This is a genomic window from Mycobacterium kansasii ATCC 12478 (genome assembly GCF_000157895.3).
Classification (GTDB): domain Bacteria; phylum Actinomycetota; class Actinomycetes; order Mycobacteriales; family Mycobacteriaceae; genus Mycobacterium; species Mycobacterium kansasii.
This window is the reverse complement of the sequence record NC_022663.1, coordinates 4,597,916-4,618,752: the sequence shown is the minus strand read 5'-3', so window position 1 is coordinate 4,618,752 and position 20,837 is coordinate 4,597,916. Positions and strand designations below refer to the sequence as shown.

20 protein-coding genes and 1 pseudogene are annotated in these 20,837 nt (G+C 68.3%); 14 read left to right on the top strand and 7 right to left on the bottom strand.

Translation table 11 applies throughout. The annotated features are described in order from the left end of the window. Positions 1–4: 4 nt before the first annotated feature. Positions 5–814 (bottom strand): biotin--[acetyl-CoA-carboxylase] ligase, encoded by an 810-nt coding sequence (locus MKAN_RS20125; RefSeq protein WP_036444223.1) that lies wholly within the window; start codon positions 812–814, stop codon positions 5–7. A gap of 291 nt (positions 815–1,105) precedes the next feature. Between MKAN_RS20125 and MKAN_RS31400 the strand changes: the two genes are divergently transcribed. The 9 genes and pseudogenes from MKAN_RS31400 (at position 1,106) to MKAN_RS20080 (ending at position 8,427) form a co-directional block, all read left to right on the top strand. Continuing rightward, positions 1,106–1,249, top strand: coding sequence for a hypothetical protein (locus tag MKAN_RS31400; protein WP_023371475.1), 144 nt, complete (start codon positions 1,106–1,108; stop codon positions 1,247–1,249). 133 nt (positions 1,250–1,382) lie between these two features. Beyond that, complete coding sequence (locus MKAN_RS20115; RefSeq protein WP_023371473.1) at positions 1,383–3,023, top strand: acyl-CoA carboxylase subunit beta; 1,641 nt, start codon at positions 1,383–1,385, stop codon at positions 3,021–3,023. Further along, positions 2,999–3,301 (top strand): annotated as a pseudogene (locus tag MKAN_RS20110) (acyl-CoA carboxylase subunit epsilon); the annotation flags it as partial. The gene MKAN_RS20115 and the pseudogene MKAN_RS20110, both read left to right, overlap by 25 nt. Further along, positions 3,298–3,939, top strand: a complete 642-nt coding sequence (locus MKAN_RS20105; RefSeq protein ID WP_023371469.1) for a Maf family protein — start codon at positions 3,298–3,300, stop codon at positions 3,937–3,939. The pseudogene MKAN_RS20110 and the gene MKAN_RS20105, both read left to right, overlap by 4 nt. 115 nt (positions 3,940–4,054) lie before the next feature. After that, a complete protein-coding gene (locus MKAN_RS20100) occupies positions 4,055–4,543 on the top strand; it encodes a pyridoxamine 5'-phosphate oxidase family protein (protein WP_023371467.1) in 489 nt (162 codons plus the stop codon). A gap of 39 nt (positions 4,544–4,582) precedes the next feature. Continuing rightward, positions 4,583–5,476, top strand: coding sequence for a sulfurtransferase (locus MKAN_RS20095; protein WP_023371465.1), 894 nt, complete (start codon positions 4,583–4,585; stop codon positions 5,474–5,476). After that, positions 5,473–5,892, top strand: coding sequence for a SufE family protein (locus tag MKAN_RS20090; protein WP_023371463.1), 420 nt, complete (start codon positions 5,473–5,475; stop codon positions 5,890–5,892). The genes MKAN_RS20095 and MKAN_RS20090 overlap by 4 nt, the downstream gene beginning before the upstream one ends. A gap of 102 nt (positions 5,893–5,994) precedes the next feature. Continuing rightward, positions 5,995–7,791 (top strand): acetyl/propionyl/methylcrotonyl-CoA carboxylase subunit alpha, encoded by a 1,797-nt coding sequence (locus tag MKAN_RS20085; protein ID WP_023371461.1) that lies wholly within the window; start codon positions 5,995–5,997, stop codon positions 7,789–7,791. 237 nt (positions 7,792–8,028) lie between these two features. Next, positions 8,029–8,427 (top strand): STAS domain-containing protein, encoded by a 399-nt coding sequence (locus tag MKAN_RS20080; protein ID WP_023371459.1) that lies wholly within the window; start codon positions 8,029–8,031, stop codon positions 8,425–8,427. On the opposite strand, the gene MKAN_RS20075 is transcribed toward MKAN_RS20080, so the two are convergent. Together MKAN_RS20075 and MKAN_RS20070 are read right to left on the bottom strand one after the other, a co-directional pair. Then, positions 8,398–9,186, bottom strand: a complete 789-nt coding sequence (locus tag MKAN_RS20075; RefSeq protein WP_023371457.1) for an RNA polymerase sigma factor SigF — start codon at positions 9,184–9,186, stop codon at positions 8,398–8,400. The two genes, MKAN_RS20080 and MKAN_RS20075, sit on opposite strands and share 30 nt — an antisense overlap. Beyond that, entirely contained in the window at positions 9,183–9,620 is a 438-nt protein-coding gene (locus MKAN_RS20070; RefSeq protein WP_023371455.1) for an ATP-binding protein, read from the bottom strand. Before MKAN_RS20070 ends, MKAN_RS20075 begins: the two co-directional genes overlap by 4 nt. A gap of 158 nt (positions 9,621–9,778) precedes the next feature. Here MKAN_RS20070 and MKAN_RS31210 point away from each other — a divergent pair, with 158 nt between their 5' ends. Then, on the top strand, positions 9,779–9,928 hold the full coding sequence (locus MKAN_RS31210; protein WP_023371453.1) for a hypothetical protein: 150 nt from the start codon (positions 9,779–9,781) through the stop codon (positions 9,926–9,928). Positions 9,929–10,043: 115 nt separating this feature from the next. On the opposite strand, the gene usfY is transcribed toward MKAN_RS31210, so the two are convergent. The 4 genes from usfY to MKAN_RS20050 all read right to left on the bottom strand — a co-directional run bounded on the left by usfY (position 10,044) and on the right by MKAN_RS20050 (position 12,728). Further along, positions 10,044–10,355 carry a protein UsfY gene (gene usfY / locus MKAN_RS20065; protein WP_023371451.1) on the bottom strand — a complete coding sequence of 104 codons (312 nt, stop codon included), beginning with the start codon at positions 10,353–10,355 and terminating at the stop codon, positions 10,044–10,046. 51 nt (positions 10,356–10,406) lie between these two features. Continuing rightward, a complete protein-coding gene (locus MKAN_RS20060; RefSeq protein ID WP_023371449.1) occupies positions 10,407–10,799 on the bottom strand; it encodes a hypothetical protein in 393 nt (130 codons plus the stop codon). A gap of 83 nt (positions 10,800–10,882) precedes the next feature. Continuing rightward, positions 10,883–12,223 carry an L-lysine 6-transaminase gene (gene lat, locus MKAN_RS20055; protein WP_023371446.1) on the bottom strand — a complete coding sequence of 447 codons (1,341 nt, stop codon included), beginning with the start codon at positions 12,221–12,223 and terminating at the stop codon, positions 10,883–10,885. 52 nt (positions 12,224–12,275) lie between these two features. Further along, positions 12,276–12,728, bottom strand: a complete 453-nt coding sequence (locus tag MKAN_RS20050; RefSeq protein WP_023371444.1) for an Lrp/AsnC family transcriptional regulator — start codon at positions 12,726–12,728, stop codon at positions 12,276–12,278. Between the two features lie 30 nt (positions 12,729–12,758). Between MKAN_RS20050 and hglS the strand changes: the two genes are divergently transcribed. Genes hglS through MKAN_RS20030 form a run of 4 tightly spaced genes read left to right on the top strand, consistent with a single transcriptional unit; the run spans position 12,759 to position 20,836 of the window. Further along, complete coding sequence (gene hglS / locus MKAN_RS20045) at positions 12,759–14,015, top strand: 2-oxoadipate dioxygenase/decarboxylase (protein WP_023371442.1); 1,257 nt, start codon at positions 12,759–12,761, stop codon at positions 14,013–14,015. Continuing rightward, positions 14,012–15,526 (top strand): L-piperidine-6-carboxylate dehydrogenase, encoded by a 1,515-nt coding sequence (amaB, locus tag MKAN_RS20040; protein WP_023371440.1) that lies wholly within the window; start codon positions 14,012–14,014, stop codon positions 15,524–15,526. The genes hglS and amaB overlap by 4 nt, the downstream gene beginning before the upstream one ends. Before the next feature lie 48 nt (positions 15,527–15,574). Next, positions 15,575–16,252 carry a TetR/AcrR family transcriptional regulator gene (locus MKAN_RS20035; RefSeq protein WP_023371438.1) on the top strand — a complete coding sequence of 226 codons (678 nt, stop codon included), beginning with the start codon at positions 15,575–15,577 and terminating at the stop codon, positions 16,250–16,252. A 30-nt stretch (positions 16,253–16,282) separates the two neighbouring features. Next, positions 16,283–20,836 (top strand): ATP-dependent helicase, encoded by a 4,554-nt coding sequence (locus MKAN_RS20030; protein WP_023371436.1) that lies wholly within the window; start codon positions 16,283–16,285, stop codon positions 20,834–20,836. Position 20,837 lies beyond the last annotated feature (1 nt).

Genomic DNA, 20,837 nt, shown 5'->3' with positions numbered 1-20,837 from the left:
TTAACTAACGCAGATGCACCACGTCACCGGCTGACACCAGCACCGGCTCACCCTCGGTTTCGACACAGAGCCGGCCCCGGTCGTCAATGTCGCGCGCGACCCCGACGACGTCGTTCCCCCCCGGCAGCTGCACCCGCACGCGCGAACCGATGGTCAGGCTGCGGGCCCGGTAGTCGGACGCCAGTAGCGCGTCTGCGTCGTGCCACTGGGCGATCCGTGCCGCGAGGCCTCGTAACAGCCCGGGGATCAGCTGGTTCCGGTCCGGAGCCGCCACGCCGAGGTCGAACAACGACGTCGCCCCGGGACCGTCGACCTCCTCGGGGTCCTGCGTGACGTTGAGTCCGACACCGATCACTGCGAACGGTTGAGCGACCTCGGCCAGGATGCCCGCCAGCTTGCCCATGGCTGCGGCGGACCCGGCCAGCACGTCGTTGGGCCACTTCAGGCGTGCTTCAATCCCGCCGGCAGCGATCAGTGGGGTGACCGCGTCGATCACTGCCAGCCCGGTGGCCAGCGACAGCCAGCCCCACGCGGCGGTGGCGACGACGTCGATACGCACGCCGACCGACATGGTGATCTGCGCGCGGGGCGCGGCCGTCCAGCCCCGGCCATGGCGTCCGCGTCCGGCGGTTTGGTGCTCGGCGATCAAGACCGCCCTGTCGATATCGGCTCCGCAGGCCGCGCGCTGAAGTAGATCGGCGTTGGTGGAGCCGGTCTGCTCCACGACGTCGAGTTGGCGCCATCCCGAGCCGATCGCCTCGGCACGCAGGGCCGCGGAATCGAGTGGCAGCCTGAGCTGATCCCGGTTCATCACGGCTCAGCCTAGGCACTCCCGGGAAGACCTCAACCACGCCGGTCCGGGCCGTTCCCGCCACGGCTCTACGACTGGGGGCGCCAGCTGAACCGCTGGGACGATCTGCCGGGCCGGGCTCTAGACGTTGATCGCCGGCTGGTCCGTTCCAGACCAGCCGGGAAGCTGTCAAAACGCCGAACGCCGGGCAGGCATCCCGATGTTCTCCCCGGCGGTACGGGCGGCACCACCAGCATCGGCGGCACCGCCGGCACTGATGGCGACGGCGGCACCGGCGGCGGCGGCAACGCTCAATTGATCGGCGACGGCGGCAACGGCGGCAACGGCGGCAGCGGCGGCGCGGGCGCCCTGATCGGCGCCGGTGGCGACGGCGGCAACGGCGGCAAGGGCGGCAAGGGCGGGCTCCTGTTCGGCAGCCGCGGGACTACTGGAACCTAGGCAGGTAGGCCCAGCCGGCCGCCCGAAGGCACGCGCTGCCGATGCGCACTGCGCGACGGCGAGAACGCTGGATGTGCGACAAGCGATGGCTTCCTGACGGCGGAGGCGGTGGCTGCCGATACCATCGACTCCCATGACGAGCGTTACCGACCATACTGCCGAGCCCGCCGCCGAGCACACGATCGACATCCACACCACCGCGGGCAAGCTCGCGGAGCTGCACAAGCGTCGGGCCGAGTCCCTGCATCCGGTGGGCGAGACCGCCATCGAGAAGGTGCACGCCAAGGGCAAGCTGACGGCCCGGGAGCGCATCTACGCCCTGCTGGACGAGGACTCGTTCGTCGAGCTGGACGCGCTGGCACGGCACCGCAGCACCAATTTCGGATTGGAGAACAACCGTCCGCTGGGCGACGGGGTGGTCACCGGCTACGGCACCATCGACGGCCGCGACGTGTGCATCTTCAGCCAGGACGCCACCGTGTTCGGCGGCAGCCTGGGTGAGGTGTACGGCGAGAAGATCGTCAAAGTGCAGGAGCTGGCGGTCAAGACCGGCCGTCCGCTGATCGGCATCAACGACGGGGCGGGTGCGCGCATTCAGGAAGGCGTCGTCTCGCTGGGCCTGTACAGCCGGATTTTCCGCAACAACATCCTGGCCTCCGGCGTCATCCCGCAGATCTCGCTGATCATGGGCGCCGCGGCCGGTGGGCACGTCTACTCCCCCGCGCTGACCGACTTCGTCGTCATGGTCGACCAGACCAGCCAGATGTTCATCACCGGCCCGGACGTCATCAAGACGGTCACCGGCGAGGACGTCACCATGGAGGAACTCGGCGGTGGCCACACCCATATGGCGAAATCCGGAACCGCGCACTATGTCGCGTCCGGCGAGCAGGACGCGTTCGACTACGTGCGCGAGCTGCTGAGCTACCTGCCGCCCAACAACTTCACCGACCCGCCGCGCTACCCCGCGGCCGTCCCCGAAGGGCCGGTCGAGGAGAACCTGACCGACGAGGACCTCGAGCTGGACACGCTGATCCCCGACTCCCCGAACCAGCCCTACGACATGCACGAAGTGGTCACCCGCATCCTCGACGAGGACGAGTTCCTCGAGATCCAGGCCGGCTACGCGCAGAACATCATCGTCGGGTTCGGGCGCATCGAGGGCCGGCCGGTGGGGATCGTCGCCAACCAGCCCACCCAGTTCGCCGGCTGCCTGGACATCAACGCCTCGGAGAAAGCCGCGCGATTCGTGCGGACCTGCGACTGCTTCAACATTCCCATCGTGATGTTCGTCGATGTCCCGGGCTTCTTGCCCGGCACCGACCAGGAATACAACGGCATCATCCGCCGCGGCGCCAAGCTGCTCTACGCCTACGGCGAGGCCACCGTCCCGAAGATCACCGTCATCACCCGCAAGGCCTACGGCGGCGCGTACTGCGTGATGGGCTCCAAGGACATGGGCTGCGACGTCAACCTGGCCTGGCCGACCGCGCAGATCGCGGTGATGGGCGCTTCCGGGGCCGTGGGCTTCGTGTACCGCCAGCAGCTCGCGCAGGCGGCCAAAGACGGCGAGGACGTCGACGCGTTGCGGCTTCAGCTGCAGCAGGAATACGAGGACACGCTGGTCAACCCGTATATCGCCGCTGAGCGCGGGTACGTCGACGCGGTGATCCCGCCGTCGTACACCCGCGGCTACGTCGGTACGGCGCTGCGGCTGCTGGAACGCAAGATCGCGCAGCAGCCGCCGAAGAAGCACGGGAACATTCCCCTGTGAACGGAGCGAACGCAATGAATGAGCGCAACGAGACGAACGAAACCAATACCACCGACCCCGCACCTCACCAGCACGAACCGCACATCGAGATCGTCAAGGGCCACCCCACCGATCAGGAGTTGGCGGCACTGGTGGCGGTGCTGGGCAGCGTCGGCGGTGCGCCGCCGGCGCCGGAAACCGAGCCCACTCGATGGGGCTTGCCGGTCGACAAACTGCGGTTCCCCGTGTTCAGCTGGCAACGCATCACGCTGCAGGAAATGCTGCACATGCGCCGATGACCCGGTTGGTGCTCGGGTCCGCATCCCCCGGCCGGCTCAAGGTGCTTCGCCAAGCCGGCGTGGACCCGCTAGTCGTAGCCTCCGGTGTCGACGAGGACGCGCTCATCTGCGGTTTGCGGCCCGAAGCTTCACCCGACGAGGTGGTGGGCGCGCTCGCCCGAGCCAAAGCCGAGCATGTCGCAGCGGCGGTGCACCCCTCGCTCGCAAGCGATTGCGTTGTCGTGGGCTGTGATTCGATGTTGCAGCTGGATGGCAGGTTATGTGGCAAGCCCCAATCTATCGCCAGCGCGCGGCAACAATGGCAGTCAATGGCGGGACGCGCCGGACAACTTTATACCGGCCATTGCGTTATCCGCCTGCAGGACAACAGGATTATTCATAATGTCGGCGAAACCGCAATAACCACAGTGTATTTCGGGAGTCCATCACCGGGCGATCTCGAATCGTATTTGGCCAGCGGTGAATCGTTGCGGGTCGCAGGCGGGTTCACCCTCGACGGCTTAGGCGGCTGGTTTGTCGACAGAATCGACGGCGATCCGTCCAACGTGATCGGACTGAGCCTGCCACTCCTGCGATCACTATTGCCGCGGGTTGGGCTGTCGGTCGCCACATTATGGGCGCGCGACGCCGGCGATTGACCTGCATGGCGAGTCAAGTCTGCGAAACCTCATCGGCTGCGTCCGACGTCCGCGTGTGTTTTGCCGACGTTCACGTGTCGCGCTAGCCACCTGAGGGCGCCCATAGTGTTGTGGCATGACCACGTGGGCCGAATTCAGCGCCGACGCCCCGCACATCGCCGCCATTTTCAGGCGACGTCATCGCGCCGCCGGCAACCTTTGTCTACTGGCCACCCTTCGCTCGGACGGCTTCCCGCGGATCAGCCCTATGGAGCCGCACATTTTCGAGAACCGGTTGCTGTTGCCCGGGATGCCCGGCACCACCAAGTTCCGCGATCTTGCGCGCGACCCGCGGTTCTGCCTGCACACCGCGACCGTCGACACCCAGGTGACCGATGGCGACGCGAAGCTGTGGGGTCTGGCCCACGTCGCCACCGACACCGCGCTGCTTCGCCGTTTCGCCGAAACCCTGTTCGACCAGACCGGATTGGATGTGCGTGGGCAGCAATTCGAGCTCTTCGCAGCCGACATCACCGGAGCATCGGCGGTAGAGGTCCGCGACGGGCGTCTGGATATCACCGTCTGGAATCCGGGCCTGGCCGAACGAGTGGTTCACAAGCACTGAGCTACGGGCGCTTGCTGGGCCAGCGGTAGGCTCGATAACGTGCCCCTGCCCACAGATCCGAGTCCTACCTTGTCGGCCTACGCCCACCCCGAACGGCTCGTGACCGCCGATTGGCTGTCCGCCCACCTGGGCGCGCCCGGCCTGGCGATCGTCGAATCCGACGAGGATGTCCTGCTTTACGACGTCGGCCATATTCCGGGTGCGGTCAAGGTCGACTGGCACACCGACCTCAACGACCCAACGGTGCGCGACTACATCGACGGCCAGCAGTTCGCCGCCTTGATGGACCGCAAGGGCATTGCCCGCGACGACACCGTGGTGATCTACGGCGACAAGAGCAATTGGTGGGCGGCCTACGCGCTCTGGGTTTTCACCCTGTTCGGCCACCCCGATGTGCGCCTGCTCAACGGCGGACGTGACCTCTGGCTCGCCGAGCGCCGCGACACCACCCTGGAGGTGCCCGACAAGACGTCGACCGGCTACCCCGTGGTGCAGCGCAACGACGGCCCCATCCGCGCGTACAAGGACGACGTGCTGGACATCCTGGGCAATCAACCGCTGATCGACGTGCGTTCGCCCGACGAGTACACCGGCAAACGCACCCACATGCCCGAGTACCCCGAGGAAGGCGTACTGCGCGGCGGCCACATTCCCACCGCCCGGTCGATTCCGTGGAGTAAGGCCGTCGACGAGAGCGGGCGGTTCCGCAGCCGCGAGGAACTGGAAGAGCTCTACGGCTTCTTGAACCCCGACGACAAGACCGTCGTCTACTGCCGCATCGGCGAGCGGTCCAGTCATACCTGGTTCGTGCTCACGCATTTGCTCGGCAAGCCCGGCGTCCGCAACTACGACGGGTCGTGGACCGAGTGGGGCAACACCGTGCGCGTGCCGATCGTCGCGGGAGAAGATCCGGGAGCCGTGCCCGAGCGATGAGTCTGCCCGCGCCGTTGGCCGAGGTGGTGTCCGACTTCGCCGAAGTCCAGGGCCAGGACAAGCTGAAGCTGCTGTTGGAATTCGCCGACGAACTCCCAGCACTGCCCGCCGAGCTCGAGGAACAGGCCATGGAGCCAGTGCCCGAATGCCAGTCCCCGCTGTTCTTGCACGTTGACGCCAGCAATCCGCAGCGCGTGCGCCTGCACTTCAGCGCGCCGGCCGAAGCGCCGACCACCCGCGGCTTCGCCTCGATACTGGCCGCGGGCCTCGACGGCCAGCCGGCAGCCGACATTTTGGCGGTGCCCGAGGATTTCTACGCCGAACTGGGTTTGGCCGCTCTGATCAGCCCGCTTCGGCTGCGTGGCATGTCAGCGATGCTGGCCAGGATCAAGCGCCGACTGCGCGAGACGGCCTGAACCGGGAACCGCGTGCCCGGCCCCACGGCGCGGCGCATAAACTTCCCGGAACAAGACTTGTAAGAAATTCTCTTAAGGACGTTCAGCCCTACAGGAGGCGCAGTGGCCAGTCACGCCAGCTCCAGGATCACCAAGGTTCTCGTCGCCAACCGCGGTGAGATCGCAGTCCGGGTGATCCGGGCGGCCCGGGATGCCGGTCTGGCCAGCGTGGCCGTCTACGCCGAACCCGACGCCGAGGCTCCGCACGTACGGCTGGCCGACGAGGCGTTCGCCCTCGGTGGTCAAACCTCGGCCGAGTCCTACCTGGACTTCGAAAAGCTGCTCGACGCGGCGGCCAAGTCCGGTGCCAACGCCATCCACCCCGGCTACGGCTTCCTGTCGGAAAACGCCAACTTCGCCCAGGCGGTGATTGACGCCGGGCTGATCTGGATCGGGCCCAGCCCCCAGTCGATCCGCGACCTCGGCGACAAGGTCACCGCTCGTCACATCGCCGCCCGCGCGCAGGCTCCGCTGGTGCCCGGCACCCCCGACCCGGTCAAAGACGCCGACGAGGTGATCGCCTTCGCCAACGAATACGGCTTGCCGATCGCGATCAAGGCCGCCCACGGCGGCGGCGGCAAGGGCATGAAGGTGGCCCGCACCATCGACGAAATCCCCGAACTCTACGAGTCGGCGGTGCGGGAAGCCACCGCCGCGTTCGGCCGCGGCGAGTGCTTCGTCGAGCGTTACCTGGACAAGCCGCGCCACGTCGAGGCGCAGGTAATCGCCGACCAGCACGGCAACGTCGTGGTCGCCGGGACCCGCGACTGCTCACTGCAGCGCCGCTACCAGAAGCTGGTCGAGGAGGCCCCGGCACCATTCCTGACGGACGCGCAGCGCAAGGAAATCCACGAATCGGCCAAGCGGATCTGCAAAGAGGCCCACTACTACGGCGCCGGGACCGTCGAATACCTGGTCGGACAGGACGGCCTCATCTCCTTCCTCGAGGTCAACACCCGCCTGCAGGTCGAGCACCCGGTCACCGAGGAAACCGCCGGTATCGACTTGGTGCTGCAGCAGTTCAAGATCGCCAACGGCGAAAAGCTGGACATCACCGAGGACCCCACCCCCCGCGGGCACGCCATCGAGTTCCGGATCAACGGCGAGGACGCCGGGCGCGGATTCTTGCCCGCGCCCGGACCGGTGACCAAATTCCACCCGCCCAGCGGCCCGGGCGTCCGGCTGGATTCCGGCGTGGAGACCGGCTCGGTGATCGGCGGCCAGTTCGACTCGATGCTGGCCAAGCTGATCGTCCACGGCGCCGACCGCGCCGAGGCGCTGGCCCGCGCGCGTCGCGCGCTGGACGAATTCGAGGTGGAGGGTCTGGCCACCGTCATCCCCTTCCACCGGGCGGTGGTGGCCGACCCGGCGTTCATCGGCGACCAGGACGGCTTCTCGGTGCACACCCGTTGGATCGAGACCGAGTGGAACAACACCGTCGAACCCTTCACCGCCGGCGAGCCCAGCGACGAGGAAGACGCCCGGCCGCGGCAGAAGGTGGTCGTCGAGGTCGACGGTCGACGGGTCGAGGTGTCACTGCCCGCCGACCTGGCGCTGTCCGGCGGCGGCGGCTGCGACCCGGTCGGCGTCATCCGGCGCAAGCCCAAGCCGCGCAAGCGCGGCGCCCACAGCGGCGCGGCAGCCTCCGGCGACGCGGTGACCGCACCCATGCAGGGCACCGTGGTGAAGGTCGCTGTCGAAGAAGGACAAGAAGTCGTCACCGGCGATCTTGTGGTGGTCCTTGAGGCGATGAAGATGGAAAACCCGGTCACCGCCCACAAGGACGGCGTCATCACCGGCCTGGCGGTCGAGGCCGGGGCAGCCATCACGCAGGGCACGGTGCTCGCCGAGATCAAGTAGCCGATCACCGAGCCAAACCCCGTCTGACCAGCGATTCTCTGAGTCAGATCGGAGAACGTTGTCGCCCCGGCACCCGCCGGGTAGCCTCGAAACAGGTTGAGTTCACAGCCGCCCGGAGCTACGTCCTGTCAGTGCGTCAGGGTCGCCAGGAAGGCAAACTCCCTGTATAGCGGTCCCGCGCAGACGCGGCGTGGTCGACAGCAACAAACGCTCGATGGATGGAGTCCACGATTGTCTGTGATCCAATCCTGGCAGAAATGCGGAACCGCTGACTTCACTGCCAGCTATGGGCCGTCGGCCGGCGTGATCACCGTGGAAGGTGAGCTCGACGCCGCCAATGCCGATCAGCTCACCGGATACGTGCAGCAGTGCGTGCGGTCTTGCCGGTGGCTGACCCTGGACCTACGCCACCTGGAATTCATTGGTACTGCCGGGTTTTCCGCTCTTCACCGAATCAACGTGGTCTGCTCGGCGGCAGACATCCGGTGGGCGCTGGTGCCGAGCCGGGCTGTGTCGCGGTTACTCGAGATTTGCGATCCCGACGGCGCGCTGCCGGTCATGGAGCCGGTGAACCCGGTGAACGGCGCCCCCGACGGCGACCTGCGCCTACTCGAGCTGGTCGCGGAGCCGCGCTAGCGACTTGGCCAGCAGCCGGGACACGTGCATCTGGGAGATGCCGACCCGCTCGGCGATCTGGGTCTGCGTCATCGACTCGAAAAACCTCAGGATCAACACCGTTCGCTCGCGCTCGGGCAGCGCCTCGAGCAGCGGGCGAAGCGACTCGCGATCTTCTATCCGGTCCAGGCCGGCATCCATGTCGCCGAGGGTGTCCGCGATGGCACGCGCGTCGTCGTCTTCGTTACCACCACCGCTGTCGATCGACAGCGTGTTGTAAGAGCTGCCCGCCACCAGCCCTTCGACGACCTCGCCGCGGTCCATACCGAGTTCGGCGGCGAGTTCGGTAGCGGTGGGCGCCCTGCCGAGCCGCTGCGACAACTCGGCGGTGGCGGTGCCCAACCGCAGGTGCAGTTCCTTCAGCCGGCGAGGAACCTTGACTGACCAACTGTTGTCCCGGAAGTGCCGCCGGACTTCCCCCATGATGGTGGGCACGGCGAACGAGACGAAATCCGACCCGGTCTCGACGTCGAAGCGGACTACCGCGTTGACCAATCCGACCCGGGCGACCTGAATCAGGTCGTCGCGGGGTTCGCCGCGTCCCTCGAACCGCCGGGCGATGTGATCGGCCAGCGGTAGGCAGCGCTCCACGATCTTGTCGCGGTGGCGCTGGAAATCCGGTGAGTCGGGGTCAAAACCGGCCAACTCACGAAACATCTCCGGGACATCGGCGTATTCGTTCGGCCGTGAAGCAGAACCGCCGGCAGCACGCGGCGTCACCTGCCAGAGGCCGCCCGTCGGGCCGTCAACACAATGCCGAACACACTGCCGGCGGCGTCGGGCATGCGACCGTCGTGGAAAGTCTGGACGTCGTCGGCCAGCGACGTCAGGACATGCCAGCTGAAGCTGCCCGGTGCCACGACGTCGTGGGTGTCGCACATCGCGGACGCCTCCACCACGAGTTCGTCGTCGTGCGGGTCGACCACCAGCGTCAAGGTCGCGTTCGGTGTGGCGGAACGGATCAGCCGGGTACACACTTCGTCGACCGCCAGTCTCAGGTCGGCGACCGCGTCGAAATCCAAGTCCTCGAAGGTGCCGATGGCGCCGACCAGGGTGCGCAGGATCGCCAGATTCTCCAAGCGCGCAGCAACTTTCAGCTCGACGGCGCGCTCGCCGCGTTGGTGCCTGTTGGGACGCGCGTCGGCATCGCTCATGTGGCCTCCCGGCAATTTTTGACCGACACTACTACTACTGATTTGGGTCCCGATTTGGCTGTCGATTTCGGTCCCTTTCCGATCGCCTTCCGGAGGCCCGTTTTGGGCCGCGCGTTCTAACCGGTTGGTCATGGTCGCCACCGGGTATTCAACCAGCCATGGACGAGGCGGACGCGACCGACACAATCCGGACGCGCCGGCTCCGGCGCATCGCGGTGATTGCCGGGATCACCTTGGTGGTTTTGATCGCGGTCGCTGCAGCAATCTATGTCGGTGCCTTCGTGATCCTGTCCCCGATGATGGGGTGACAGTGCCGACGCGGCAAAGCCAGTACTCGTCATGGTTCACACCTGATACCCCGTCGGCGCCACCGGTAAAACAAAACCGCCGCCGGGTTTTGCGGTGAGGCGCCAGCCGGAGCTGCTAGCTGGCCAGCCGTTGGCGCGGTACCTCGGGATGTTCGGCATACCACCGTTCGGCGATTCGGCGCACCCGCCGGTGCTCGACGGCCAGCCACACCAGCCCGGCCACCGTGACCACGAGCGCTGCGACACCGGCGACCATGCCCTGGGAGTCATGCCCGGTACCGAAGGCGGCAAGAGATCCGACACCGCCGATAACCCCGGCCACCACCAGCAGATACCCGGGCCAGTGCAGCACGTCGATCAGTGACTCACCGGCCAGCGGACGCGTCGTATGCAGGTGGTCGACGGGGTCGCGGTAGGTATCCCCCATGGCTCCTCCTCGTTCTCACTCGTCAGCGACCGGACTTGCGGGATGGCGGGATCAGAGCCAACTAACCGCCAGTGCCGGGCCGGCGATGGGAGGCACGCCCATGGACACGGCCACCACCATCAGCGTCAACAAGAACCATCCGGCACCGTGCCATCCCCACCAGGTACCGCGTGCTCGCCACACCTGATAGGTGCGGATGAAGGCCCAGATCCCACCGGCCAACAGAATCAGCGGGCCGCCGAAGGCCAGCAGGGTCCGCTCCGGCGGGCCACAGGCCACCGTGTCCAATCCCGCGCCACCGCACGTGCTGACCCACAAGGCCGCCATGATGACAAAACCCACACCGGCGGCCGCGGCCAGGACTGCGAACCGGATGGCGGCGCGAACCTCGGCGTCGTCCTGTCCTAATCGGTCACCGGGTGACCGCTCGCGTGTCTTCTGCATTCCTGAACCCCAATCCCGCGTTCGCGGAGTACAACGTTTCCATACCCCGCGGTCAGCCCAGGTAAACGGTGCACCCGGTCCGACTAGGTCACAGCCGTCAATGCGGCACGTACACCGGCGATCGCGGCGTCGATCTCGGCGCGCGTGACGGTCAACGCCGGACGGAAGCGCACCCCGTCGTCACCCGCCGGCAGCACGATCACCCCGCGTTGCCACAACCGGCGGATCACGTCGTCACGGTCCGCGGTGGTCGGCAGGCTGAAGGCACACATCAGCCCCCGGCCGCGCGGATGCAGAACCAGGCCCGGGAACTCCTGGGCAAGCTCGTCGAGCCGGGCGCGCAGGTGGCGGCCCTGGCGGGCCGCATGTTCGAATAGCCCTTCGCCTTCGATCACCTCCAGGATGCGGCGGGCCCGCACCATGTCGACCAGGTTTCCGCCCCACGTCGAGTTGAGCCGCGACTTGACCGCGAACACGTTGTCGGTGATCTCGTCGACTCGGCGGCCCGCCATCATCCCGCACACCTGCGTCTTCTTGCCGAAGGCGACGACATCGGGCGCCACACCCAATTGCTGGTAGGCCCAAGGGGTTCCCGTGAGCCCACAGCCGGTCTGCACCTCGTCGAAAATCAGCAGCGCATCGTGTTCGTCACACAACTGGCGCATCGCCACGAAGAACTCGGGCCGGAAGTGACGGTCGCCGCCTTCTCCCTGGATCGGCTCGGCGATGAAACAGGCGATGTCATGGGGGTGCGCCTCGAATGCCGCGCGGGCCTGCCGCAGCGCCTCGGTTTCCAGCGCATCCATGTCGGCTCGGGGTCGGATATAGGGTGCCTCGATGCGCGGCCAGTCGAATTTCGGAAAGCGGGCCACCGTAACGGGTTTGGTGTTGGTCAGCGACAGGGTATAGCCGCTGCGGCCGTGAAATGCCCCGCTCAAGTGCAGCACCCGGGTGCCGAGCGCCGGATCGATGCCGCGCGCCTGGTTGTGGCGGCTCTTCCAGTCGAATGCGACCTTGAGGGCGTTCTCCACCGCCAAAGCGCCGCCCTCGACGAAGAACAGATGCGGCAGCTCCGGGTCGCCCAACACCCTGACGAAGGTCTCGACGAAGCGAGCCATCGCCACCGAATACACATCGGAGTTGCTGGGTTTGTTCAGCGCGGCCTCGGTGAGCTCGGCACGAAATTCCTCGTCGCCGGCCAGCGCCGGATGGTTCATGCCCAGTGCCGAGGAGGCGACGAAGGTGAACATGTCCAGGTAACGCCGGCCGGTTCGGGCGTCGACCAGATAGCAGCCGGCCGACCGGGACAGATCGAGCACCAGATCGAGGCCGTCGACCAGAATGCTGCGGCCCAGCACGTCGTGGACCTGGTCTGGCGTGATGGGCCGTCGGGTGTGCGCAGACGATCTCACGGCGGCAGTCATATCACCATGCTAGCCGTGATTTTACGGAGTCAGATGATATCTATCGGAATGATTATGGTATGAACTGCCGATCGCTGTAAAAAGTATTCAGGATGATGGTGCTTCGAGTGCGCACGTTGGCGGCTGTCCGGATTCGCTGCAGCAGGTCCTCCAGGGCCCGGGCGGACTCGACGCGCACCAGCAGGACGTAACTCTCCTCGCCGGCCACGGAGTGACACGCTTCGATTTCGTCGATGTGTTCCAGCCGGGCGGGCGCATCATCGGGTTGGGAAGGGTCCAGAGGAGTGATGGCCACGAACGCTGACAGCAGGTGCCCTACGGCCTCCGGGTTGACCTTCGCCGAATACCCGGTCACCACGCCGCGCGACTCCAGCCGGCGTACCCGCGACTGGACCGCGGAGACCGAGAGGCCCGCGCTGGCGGCCAGCTCCGCGAGGGTGGCACGCCCGTCTGCGACCAGCTCGCGCACCAGGATCCGGTCGATGTCGTCGAGCTTGTCAGCCATGGCCGGAGACTATCGCAGCGGCGGCACCCGATGAGTCCGGTCAAGAGGCTGGCCACCTGGCAACTGCGGGCCCGCTTCGCCGCCGGGCTGTCGGCCAGGTATGCCGCCGAAGTGCCCGCCTACACCACGCTGGTGAAGGTGAGCACGCAGGTCAACGCCGACTACGCGGCGCGCCATGGCGACGCCGAACGGTTGGGCTCACTGGGGCGGGTTACCGCCGAACGGCATGGCGCCATCCGGGTGGGCACCCCTGCCGAGCTCGCCGCCGTCGCCGACCTGTTCGCCGCGTTCGGCATGGAACCGGTCGGCTGCTACGACCTGCGCTCGGCGCGGTCGCCGATTCCCGTGGTGTCCACCGCGTTTCGCCCGATTCAAGCAAATGAACTGGCGCGCAACCCGTTTCGGGTGTTCACGTCGATGCTGGCCACCGGCGACAGCCGGTTCTTCGATGCCGGGCTGCGCAACCGCGTGCAGAACTTCCTGGCGCAGCGGCAGTTGTTCGATCCCGCGCTGCTGGCCCGGGCGCGGGTGATCGCGGCCGACGGCGGCTGCGACGCCGCAGAAGCGCAGGTTTTCGTCGCGGGCGCGGTGGCCGCATTCGCGCTGTCGCGAGAACCGATCGACAAGTCCTGGTACGACGAGCTGTCCCGGGTGTCGGCGGTGGCCGCCGACATCGCCGGGATCGGCAGCACCCACATCAATCACCTGACGCCGCGGGTGCTGGACATCGACGAGCTGTACCGCCGGATGAGCGGGCGCGGGATCGCCATGATCGACACCATTCAGGGCCCGCCGCGCACCGCGGGACCCGCCGTGTTGTTGCGGCAGACCTCTTTTCGCGCGCTGGCCGAACCGCGGCTGTTTCGCTGTGCCGACGGCCGTATCACCGAGGGCAGCCTGCGGGTGCGCTTCGGTGAAGTCGAGGCGCGCGGTGTCGCCCTCACCCCACGCGGGCGCGAACGCTACGACACCGCGATGGCACATGCCGACCCGGCCGCCGTGTGGGGGGACCACTTCCCGGCCACGGATGCGGAGCTGGCCGCGCAGGGTCTGGCCTACTACCGTGGCGGCGACCCGTCGGCACCCATCGTCTACGAGGACTTCCTGCCCGCCTCGGCGGCCGGAATCTTCCGCTCCAATCTGGACAGCGACGGCAGCGATACCTGTGCCGCCGACGCGGTCGACAATTGCAGCTACGACGTGGAGTGGATGGCCGGGGCAATCGGACGCGATATCCACGACCCCTACGCACTCTATGAAGCACAGGCCAAGGAGGCTGCCGCATGACCAGCACCAGCGAGCTACGCGACCGGGTCCTGGGGGCTTTCGACGCGATCGGGGTAACCGCCGGCCTGGGCGAGCCGGGTAGGCACGGGATGCCGGTCAGCACCCCGATCACCGGCGAGTCGTTGTTCACCCTCGCCTACACCACGCCCGAGCAAGCCGATCGCACGATCGCCGAAGCGGCACAAGCGTTTTCGACATGGCGCGACACACCCGCACCGGTGCGTGGCGCGCTGGTGTCCCGGCTCGGCGAGCTGCTCGCCACACACCAGGACGACCTCGCCACGCTGGTGACCGTAGAAGTCGGCAAGATCACCGCCGAAGCGCTGGGCGAGGTCCAGGAAATGATCGACATCTGCCAGTTCGCGGTTGGCCTGTCGCGCCAGCTCTACGGGCGCACCATCGCCTCGGAGCGCCCGGGACACCGGCTGATGGAGACCTGGCATCCGCTGGGCGTGGTCGGGGTGATCACCGCGTTCAACTTCCCGGTCGCGGTGTGGGCGTGGAACATCGCGGTGGCGCTGGTGTGCGGGGACACCGTGGTGTGGAAGCCCTCGGAGCTGACACCGCTGACGGCGCTGGCCTGTCAGGCATTGCTGACCCGCGCCGCCGCCGACGTCGGTGCCCCACCCTCGGTGAGCGGCCTGCTGCTGGGCGAGGCGGATCTGGGAGAGCTGCTCGTCGACGACCCTAGGGTGGCGCTGGTGTCGGCGACCGGTTCGGTGCGGATGGGCCGTCAGGTCGGTCCGCGCGTCGCTGCCCGCTTCGGCCGGGCGCTGCTGGAGCTGGGCGGCAACAATGCGGCCGTCGTGACCCCGTCGGCCGATCTGGAACTAGCGGTGCGCGGCATCGTGTTCGCCGCCGCCGGCACCGCCGGCCAGCGCTGCACCAGCCTGCGCCGGCTGATCGTGCACCGCTCGATAGCCGACGACGTGGTGACCCGGGTCGCCAAGGCCTTCCGCAACCTGCCCGTGGGCGACCCGTCGGTGCCGGCCACGCTGATCGGCCCGCTCATCCACGAGACCGCCTACCGCGACATGGTGGGCGCGCTGGAGCAGGCGCGCGCCGATGGCGGTGAGGTCATGGGCGGGGAACGGCACCAGGCCGAGCACCCGAGCGCCTACTACGTTGCGCCCGCCGTGGTCCGGATGCCGTCGCAGACGGCCATCGTGGCGACCGAGACGTTCGCGCCGGTTCTCTACGTGCTGGCCTACGACGAGCTCGACGACGCTATCGCGCTCAATAATGCGGTGCCGCAAGGGCTTTCGTCGGCAATCTTCACCAATGACCTGCGCGAGGCGCAGCGCTTCCTCGACGAATCCGACTGTGGAATCGCCAACGTGAACATCGGTACCTCGGGGGCGGAGATCGGCGGCGCATTCGGCGGCGAGAAGCAAACCGGCGGCGGGCGCGAGTCCGGTTCGGACGCCTGGAAGGCCTATATGCGCCGCGCCACCAACACGATCAACTACTCCCGCGAGCTCCCGCTGGCCCAGGGCGTGCAGTTCGGCTGAGAATCAGGTCTAGCGGAGCTGGTGGTCGACATGAGTAATATCGTCCCCATGGCGACAGCCAGGAGGCGGTTATCCCCTGAGGACCGACGCGCCGAACTGCTGGCCCTGGGGGCGGAAGTTTTCGGAAAGCGACCTTACGACGAGGTCCGCATCGACGAGATCGCGGAGCGCGCCGGGGTATCGCGCGCCCTGATGTATCACTACTTCCCCGACAAGCGGGCGTTCTTCGCCGCCGTCGTCAAGGACGAGGCGGACCGGCTGTATGCGGCCACCAACAAGCCGCCCGCCCCTGGCCTGACGATGTTCGAAGAGATCCGCACCGGCGTGCTGGCCTATATGGCCTATCACCAGCAGAACCCGGAAGCAGCCTGGGCCGCCTATGTCGGCCTGGGCCGGTCGGACCCGGTTCTGCTGGGCATCGACGACGAAGCCAAGAACCGCCAGATGGAACACGTCATGACCCGCATCGGCGAGGTCGTCAGCGGCATCCCGGGCAGCAGCGCGCTGGAGCCGGAGGTCGAGCGAGACCTGCGGGTGATCATCTTCGGCTGGATCGCGTTCACCTTCGAAATCTGCCGGCAGCGGATCATGGACCCCACCACCGACGCCGACCGCCTTGCCGACGCCTGTGCGCACAACCTGCTGGACGCGATAGCCCGGGTGCCACAGATTCCCGAGCAACTGGCCCATGCGATGGCGACCGCACGCGACTTGCCGCAACGGTGAGTTGTCGGTACCCATTGGCACGATGGTCAGGTGAGCTTTGACCCGCTAGGGCGATTCAGCGCGATCACCCGCGACTGGTTCGCCAGCACTTTCGCCGCGCCCACCGCCGCGCAGGCCAGTGCCTGGGCCGCCATCGCCGCCGGCGACAACACCTTGGTCATTGCTCCGACGGGCTCCGGCAAGACATTGGCCGCCTTCCTGTGGGCGCTCGACAGCCTGGCCGCCGCGCCGGATCGGCAGGCCGGAACCCGCGTCCTCTACGTCTCGCCGCTCAAGGCGCTCGGGGTCGACGTCGAGCGCAACCTGCGCACCCCACTGGCGGGGCTGACCCGGCTGGCGGAGCGCCGGGGTCTACCCGCGCCCGACATCAGCGTCGGAGTCCGCTCCGGCGACACCCCGCCCGCGGCACGACGGCAGCTCATCGCGCGGCCGCCCGACGTGCTGATCACCACGCCGGAGTCGCTGTTCTTGATGTTGACCTCGGCCGCCCGCGAGACGCTGGCCAACGTCGAGACCGTGATCGTCGACGAGATCCACGCCATCGCGGCCACCAAGAGGGGCGCTCATCTGGCGCTGTCGCTGGAGCGCCTCGACGACTTGGCGCCGGGGCCGGCTGGAAGGCGCCGAGCACAGCGCATCGGCCTGTCGGCGACGGTGCGTCCGCCCGAGGAACTCGCCCGGTTCTTATCCGGACGGTCGCCGACCACCATCGTCGCTCCCCCCGCGGCCAAGACACTGGAGCTGTCCGTGCAGGTGCCGGTGCCCGACATGGCCAACCTGGCGAACAACTCGATCTGGCCCGATGTCGAGGCCCGGCTGGTCGACCTGATCGAAGCGCACAACTCGACCATCGTGTTCGCCAACTCGCGGCGGCTGGCCGAACGACTCACCGCGCGGCTCAACGAAATTCACGCCGAACGCTGCGGCGAGGAGCTTCCCGCCGCGCCTGATCAGAAGACCAACCCGAAGGTGGCCGGCGGCGCGCCGGCCCACATCATGGCAAGCGGCCAGAGCTTCGGCGCCCCGCTGCTGTTGGCGCGCGCCCATCACGGATCGGTCAGCAAGGAGCAGCGCGCCCTGGTCGAGGAAGACCTGAAACGCGGGCTACTCAGGGCGGTGGTGGCGACGTCGAGCCTGGAGCTGGGCATCGACATGGGTGCGGTGGATCTGGTGATCCAGGTTGAGGCGCCGCCGTCGGTGGCCAACGGCCTGCAACGCATCGGGCGGGCCGGCCATCAGGTCGGCGAGATCTCGCGGGGCGTGCTGTTTCCCAAGCACCGCACCGACCTGCTCGGCTGTGCGGTGAGCGTCCAGCGCATGCTGGCCGGCCAGATCGAGACCATGCGGGTGCCGGCCAATCCGCTGGACATCCTGGCCCAGCACACCGTGGCGGCGGCCGCGCTGGAGCCGCTGAACGCCGACCGCTGGTTCGACACCGTGCGCCGCAGTGCCCCGTTCGCGACCCTGCCGCGCGGCGCGTTCGAGGCCACCCTGGATCTGCTGTCCGGTAAGTACCCGTCCACCGAGTTCGCCGAGCTGCGGCCGCGGTTGGTCTACGACCGCGATACCGGCACGCTGACCGCGCGTCCGGGCGCGCAGCGGCTCGCCGTCACCTCCGGCGGCGCCATCCCCGACCGCGGGCTGTTCACCGTGTGGCTGGCCACCGAAAAGCCCTCGCGGGTAGGCGAACTCGACGAAGAGATGGTGTACGAGTCGCGCCCCGGCGACGTGATCTCGCTGGGGGCCACCAGCTGGCGGATCACCGAGATCACCCACGATCGGGTGCTGGTGATTCCCGCGCCGGGCCAGCCGGCCCGGCTGCCGTTCTGGCGTGGCGACGACGTCGGCCGCTCGGCCGAGCTCGGCGCCGCGCTGGGCGCGCTGACCGGCGAGCTGGCCCGCCTGAATCGCGACGAATTCGGCAAGCGTTGTGCCGCTTTGAGTTTCGACGACTACGCGACCGACAACCTGTGGGGCCTGCTGGACGACCAGCGGGCCGCCACCCGGGTGGTGCCCACCGACACCACCCTGCTGGTCGAGCGGTTCCGCGACGAGCTGGGCGATTGGCGGGTGATCCTGCACTCCCCGTACGGGCTGCGGGTGCACGGACCGCTGGCGCTGGCGGTGGGCCGGCGGCTGCGGGAGCGCTACGACATCGACGAGAAGCCCACCGCCTCCGACGACGGCATCGTGGTTCGGCTGCCCGACACCGGGGACACACCACCCGGCGCGGAACTTTTCGTTTTCGACGCCGAGGAGATCGACGACGTCATCACCGCCGAGGTGGGCGAGTCGGCACTGTTCGCCTCCCGGTTCCGGGAGTCGGCGGCGCGGGCTTTGCTGCTGCCCCGTCGCCACCCCGGCCGCCGCTCGCCGTTGTGGCACCAGCGCCAGCGCGCCGCCCAGTTGCTCGAGGTGGCCCGCAAATATCCCGACTTCCCGATCGTGCTGGAAACCGTCCGCGAGTGCCTGCAAGACGTCTACGACGGCCCGACCTTGACCCGCTTGATGGCCGATATCGCCCAGCGCCGGGTGCGGATAGCCGAGGCCGACACGGCCACACCCTCCCCGTTCGCCGCCTCACTGTTGTTCGGCTACGTCGGTGCGTTCATCTACGAGGGCGATGTCCCGCTGGCCGAGCGCCGCGCGGCGGCGCTGTCGCTGGACAGCACGCTGCTGGCCGAGCTGCTGGGCCGCGTCGAGTTGCGTGAGCTGCTGGACCCGGAGGTCATCGTCGCGACCGGTCGCCAGTTGCAGCACCTGACGGCCGACCGGGCGGCCCGCGACGCCGAAGGCGTAGCGGACCTGCTGCGGTTGCTGGGTCCGCTCACCGAGGACGAGGTCGCCGCACGCGCGGGCGCGCCCGACGTCGGGGGGTGGCTGGAGGGGTTGCGCGCGGCCCGGCGCGCACTGACGGTGTCCTTCGCCGGCCGCAACTGGTGGGTGGCCGTCGAAGACATCGGCCGGCTGCGCGACGGCGTCGGCGCGGCGGTTCCGGTGGGGCTGCCGGCGACGTTCACCGAGGAAGTGGCTGATCCACTGGGCGAGCTGCTGGGCCGCTACGCGCGCACCCACACGCCGTTCACCACCGCCGAGGCCGCGGCCCGGTTCGGCCTGGGTCTGCGGGTGACTACCGACGTGCTGGGCCGGCTGGCCGGTGACGGGCGGCTGGTACGCGGCGACTTCGTCGTCGCCGCGGCGCCGGGCGGCGTCGGATCGCAGCAATGGTGCGACGCCGAGGTGCTGCGGATTCTGCGGCGCCGGTCGCTGGCCGCGCTGCGGGCCCAGGTCGAGCCGGTCAGCACCACGGCCTACGGGCGCTTCCTACCGGAATGGCACCACGTGGGCGCCACCGACACAGGCGGCGTCGACCGGCTCGCGGCGGTGATCGATCAGCTTGCCGGCGCGCGGATTCCGGCTTCGGCGCTGGAGCCACTGGTGCTGGCCCCGCGAGTCCGCGACTATTCACCGGCGATGCTCGACGAGCTGCTCGCCAGCGGCGAGGTCATCTGGTCGGGCGCCGGGTTGATCTCGGGCAGTGACGGCTGGGTCAGCCTGCACCTCGCCGATTCCGCGCCCTTGACGCTGGCATTGCCAGCCAACCAGCCAGCCGAGATCGAGCTGACCGACGCCCATCGGGTAATCCTGGACATGCTGACCGGCGGTGGCGCGTACTTCTTCCGCCAGCTCACCGGAAACGGACATACCGAGACGGACCTCAAAACCGCTCTCTGGGAACTGATCTGGGCCGGCTGGGTCACCGGCGACACCTTCGCGCCGGTGCGCGCGATCCTCGGCGGCGGCCCGGGTGCCCGCAAGCGGTCCGCCCCCGCACACCGCGGACACCGCCCGCCGCGGCTGAGCCGATACAGCGTCGCGCATGCCCAGGCCCGTGCCCCGGACCCCACCGTGGCGGGGCGATGGTCGGCGCTGCCGACTGCCGAACCGGACTCCACGCTGCAGGCCCACTATCACGCCGAGCTGCTGTTGAACCGCCACGGCGTGTTGACCAAGGGCGCGGCGGCCGCCGAAGGTGTGCCCGGCGGGTTCGCGACCCTGTACAAGGTGCTGAGCGCGTTCGAGGAGGCCGGCCGCTGCCAACGCGGCTACTTCGTCGAGTCGCTGGGCGGCGCTCAGTTCGCCGTCGCGTCCACCGTGGACCGGCTGCGCAGCTACCTCGACGGGATCGACCCGCAGCGGCCGGAGTACCGGGCCGTCGTACTGGCCGCCGCCGACCCGGCCAACCCCTACGGCGCGGCACTGCCCTGGCCGGGCGCCGACCGTGAGGGCGCGGCCCGGCCGGGCCGCAAGGCCGGGGCGCTGGTCGTGCTGGTGGACGGCGAATTGGCGTGGTTCCTCGAGCGTGGCGGCCGAACGCTGCTGACCTTCACCGCCGACCCGGGCGCCAGCCACGCGGCGGCCATCGCGGTGGCCGATCTGGTGGCGGCCCGCCGGGTCGCCTCGATCCTGGTCGAGCGGGTCGACGGGATACCGGTGCTGCAACCCGGCGGGCCGGGCTCGGTGACCGACGCTCTGGCCGAGGCCGGGTTCGTCCGCACCCCGCGCGGTTTGCGATTGCGATGAG

Excerpts from the sequence above, each read along its gene's own strand:
- MKAN_RS20115 (WP_023371473.1), top strand. The coding sequence starts at position 1,383 with ATGACGAGCGTTACCGACCATACTGCCGAGCCCGCCGCCGAGCACACG.
- hglS (WP_023371442.1), top strand. The coding sequence starts at position 12,759 with ATGAGTCCGGTCAAGAGGCTGGCCACCTGGCAACTGCGGGCCCGCTTC.
- MKAN_RS20090 (WP_023371463.1), top strand. The coding sequence starts at position 5,473 with ATGAGTCTGCCCGCGCCGTTGGCCGAGGTGGTGTCCGACTTCGCCGAA.
- amaB (WP_023371440.1), top strand. The coding sequence starts at position 14,012 with ATGACCAGCACCAGCGAGCTACGCGACCGGGTCCTGGGGGCTTTCGAC.
- lat (WP_023371446.1), bottom strand. The coding sequence starts at position 12,223 with ATGACTGCCGCCGTGAGATCGTCTGCGCACACCCGACGGCCCATCACG.
- usfY (WP_023371451.1), bottom strand. The coding sequence starts at position 10,355 with ATGGGGGATACCTACCGCGACCCCGTCGACCACCTGCATACGACGCGT.
- MKAN_RS20060 (WP_023371449.1), bottom strand. The coding sequence starts at position 10,799 with ATGCAGAAGACACGCGAGCGGTCACCCGGTGACCGATTAGGACAGGAC.
- MKAN_RS20070 (WP_023371455.1), bottom strand. The coding sequence starts at position 9,620 with ATGAGCGATGCCGACGCGCGTCCCAACAGGCACCAACGCGGCGAGCGC.
- MKAN_RS31210 (WP_023371453.1), top strand. The coding sequence starts at position 9,779 with ATGGACGAGGCGGACGCGACCGACACAATCCGGACGCGCCGGCTCCGG.
- MKAN_RS20035 (WP_023371438.1), top strand. The coding sequence starts at position 15,575 with ATGGCGACAGCCAGGAGGCGGTTATCCCCTGAGGACCGACGCGCCGAA.
- MKAN_RS20105 (WP_023371469.1), top strand. The coding sequence starts at position 3,298 with ATGACCCGGTTGGTGCTCGGGTCCGCATCCCCCGGCCGGCTCAAGGTG.
- MKAN_RS20050 (WP_023371444.1), bottom strand. The coding sequence starts at position 12,728 with ATGGCTGACAAGCTCGACGACATCGACCGGATCCTGGTGCGCGAGCTG.
- MKAN_RS20100 (WP_023371467.1), top strand. The coding sequence starts at position 4,055 with ATGACCACGTGGGCCGAATTCAGCGCCGACGCCCCGCACATCGCCGCC.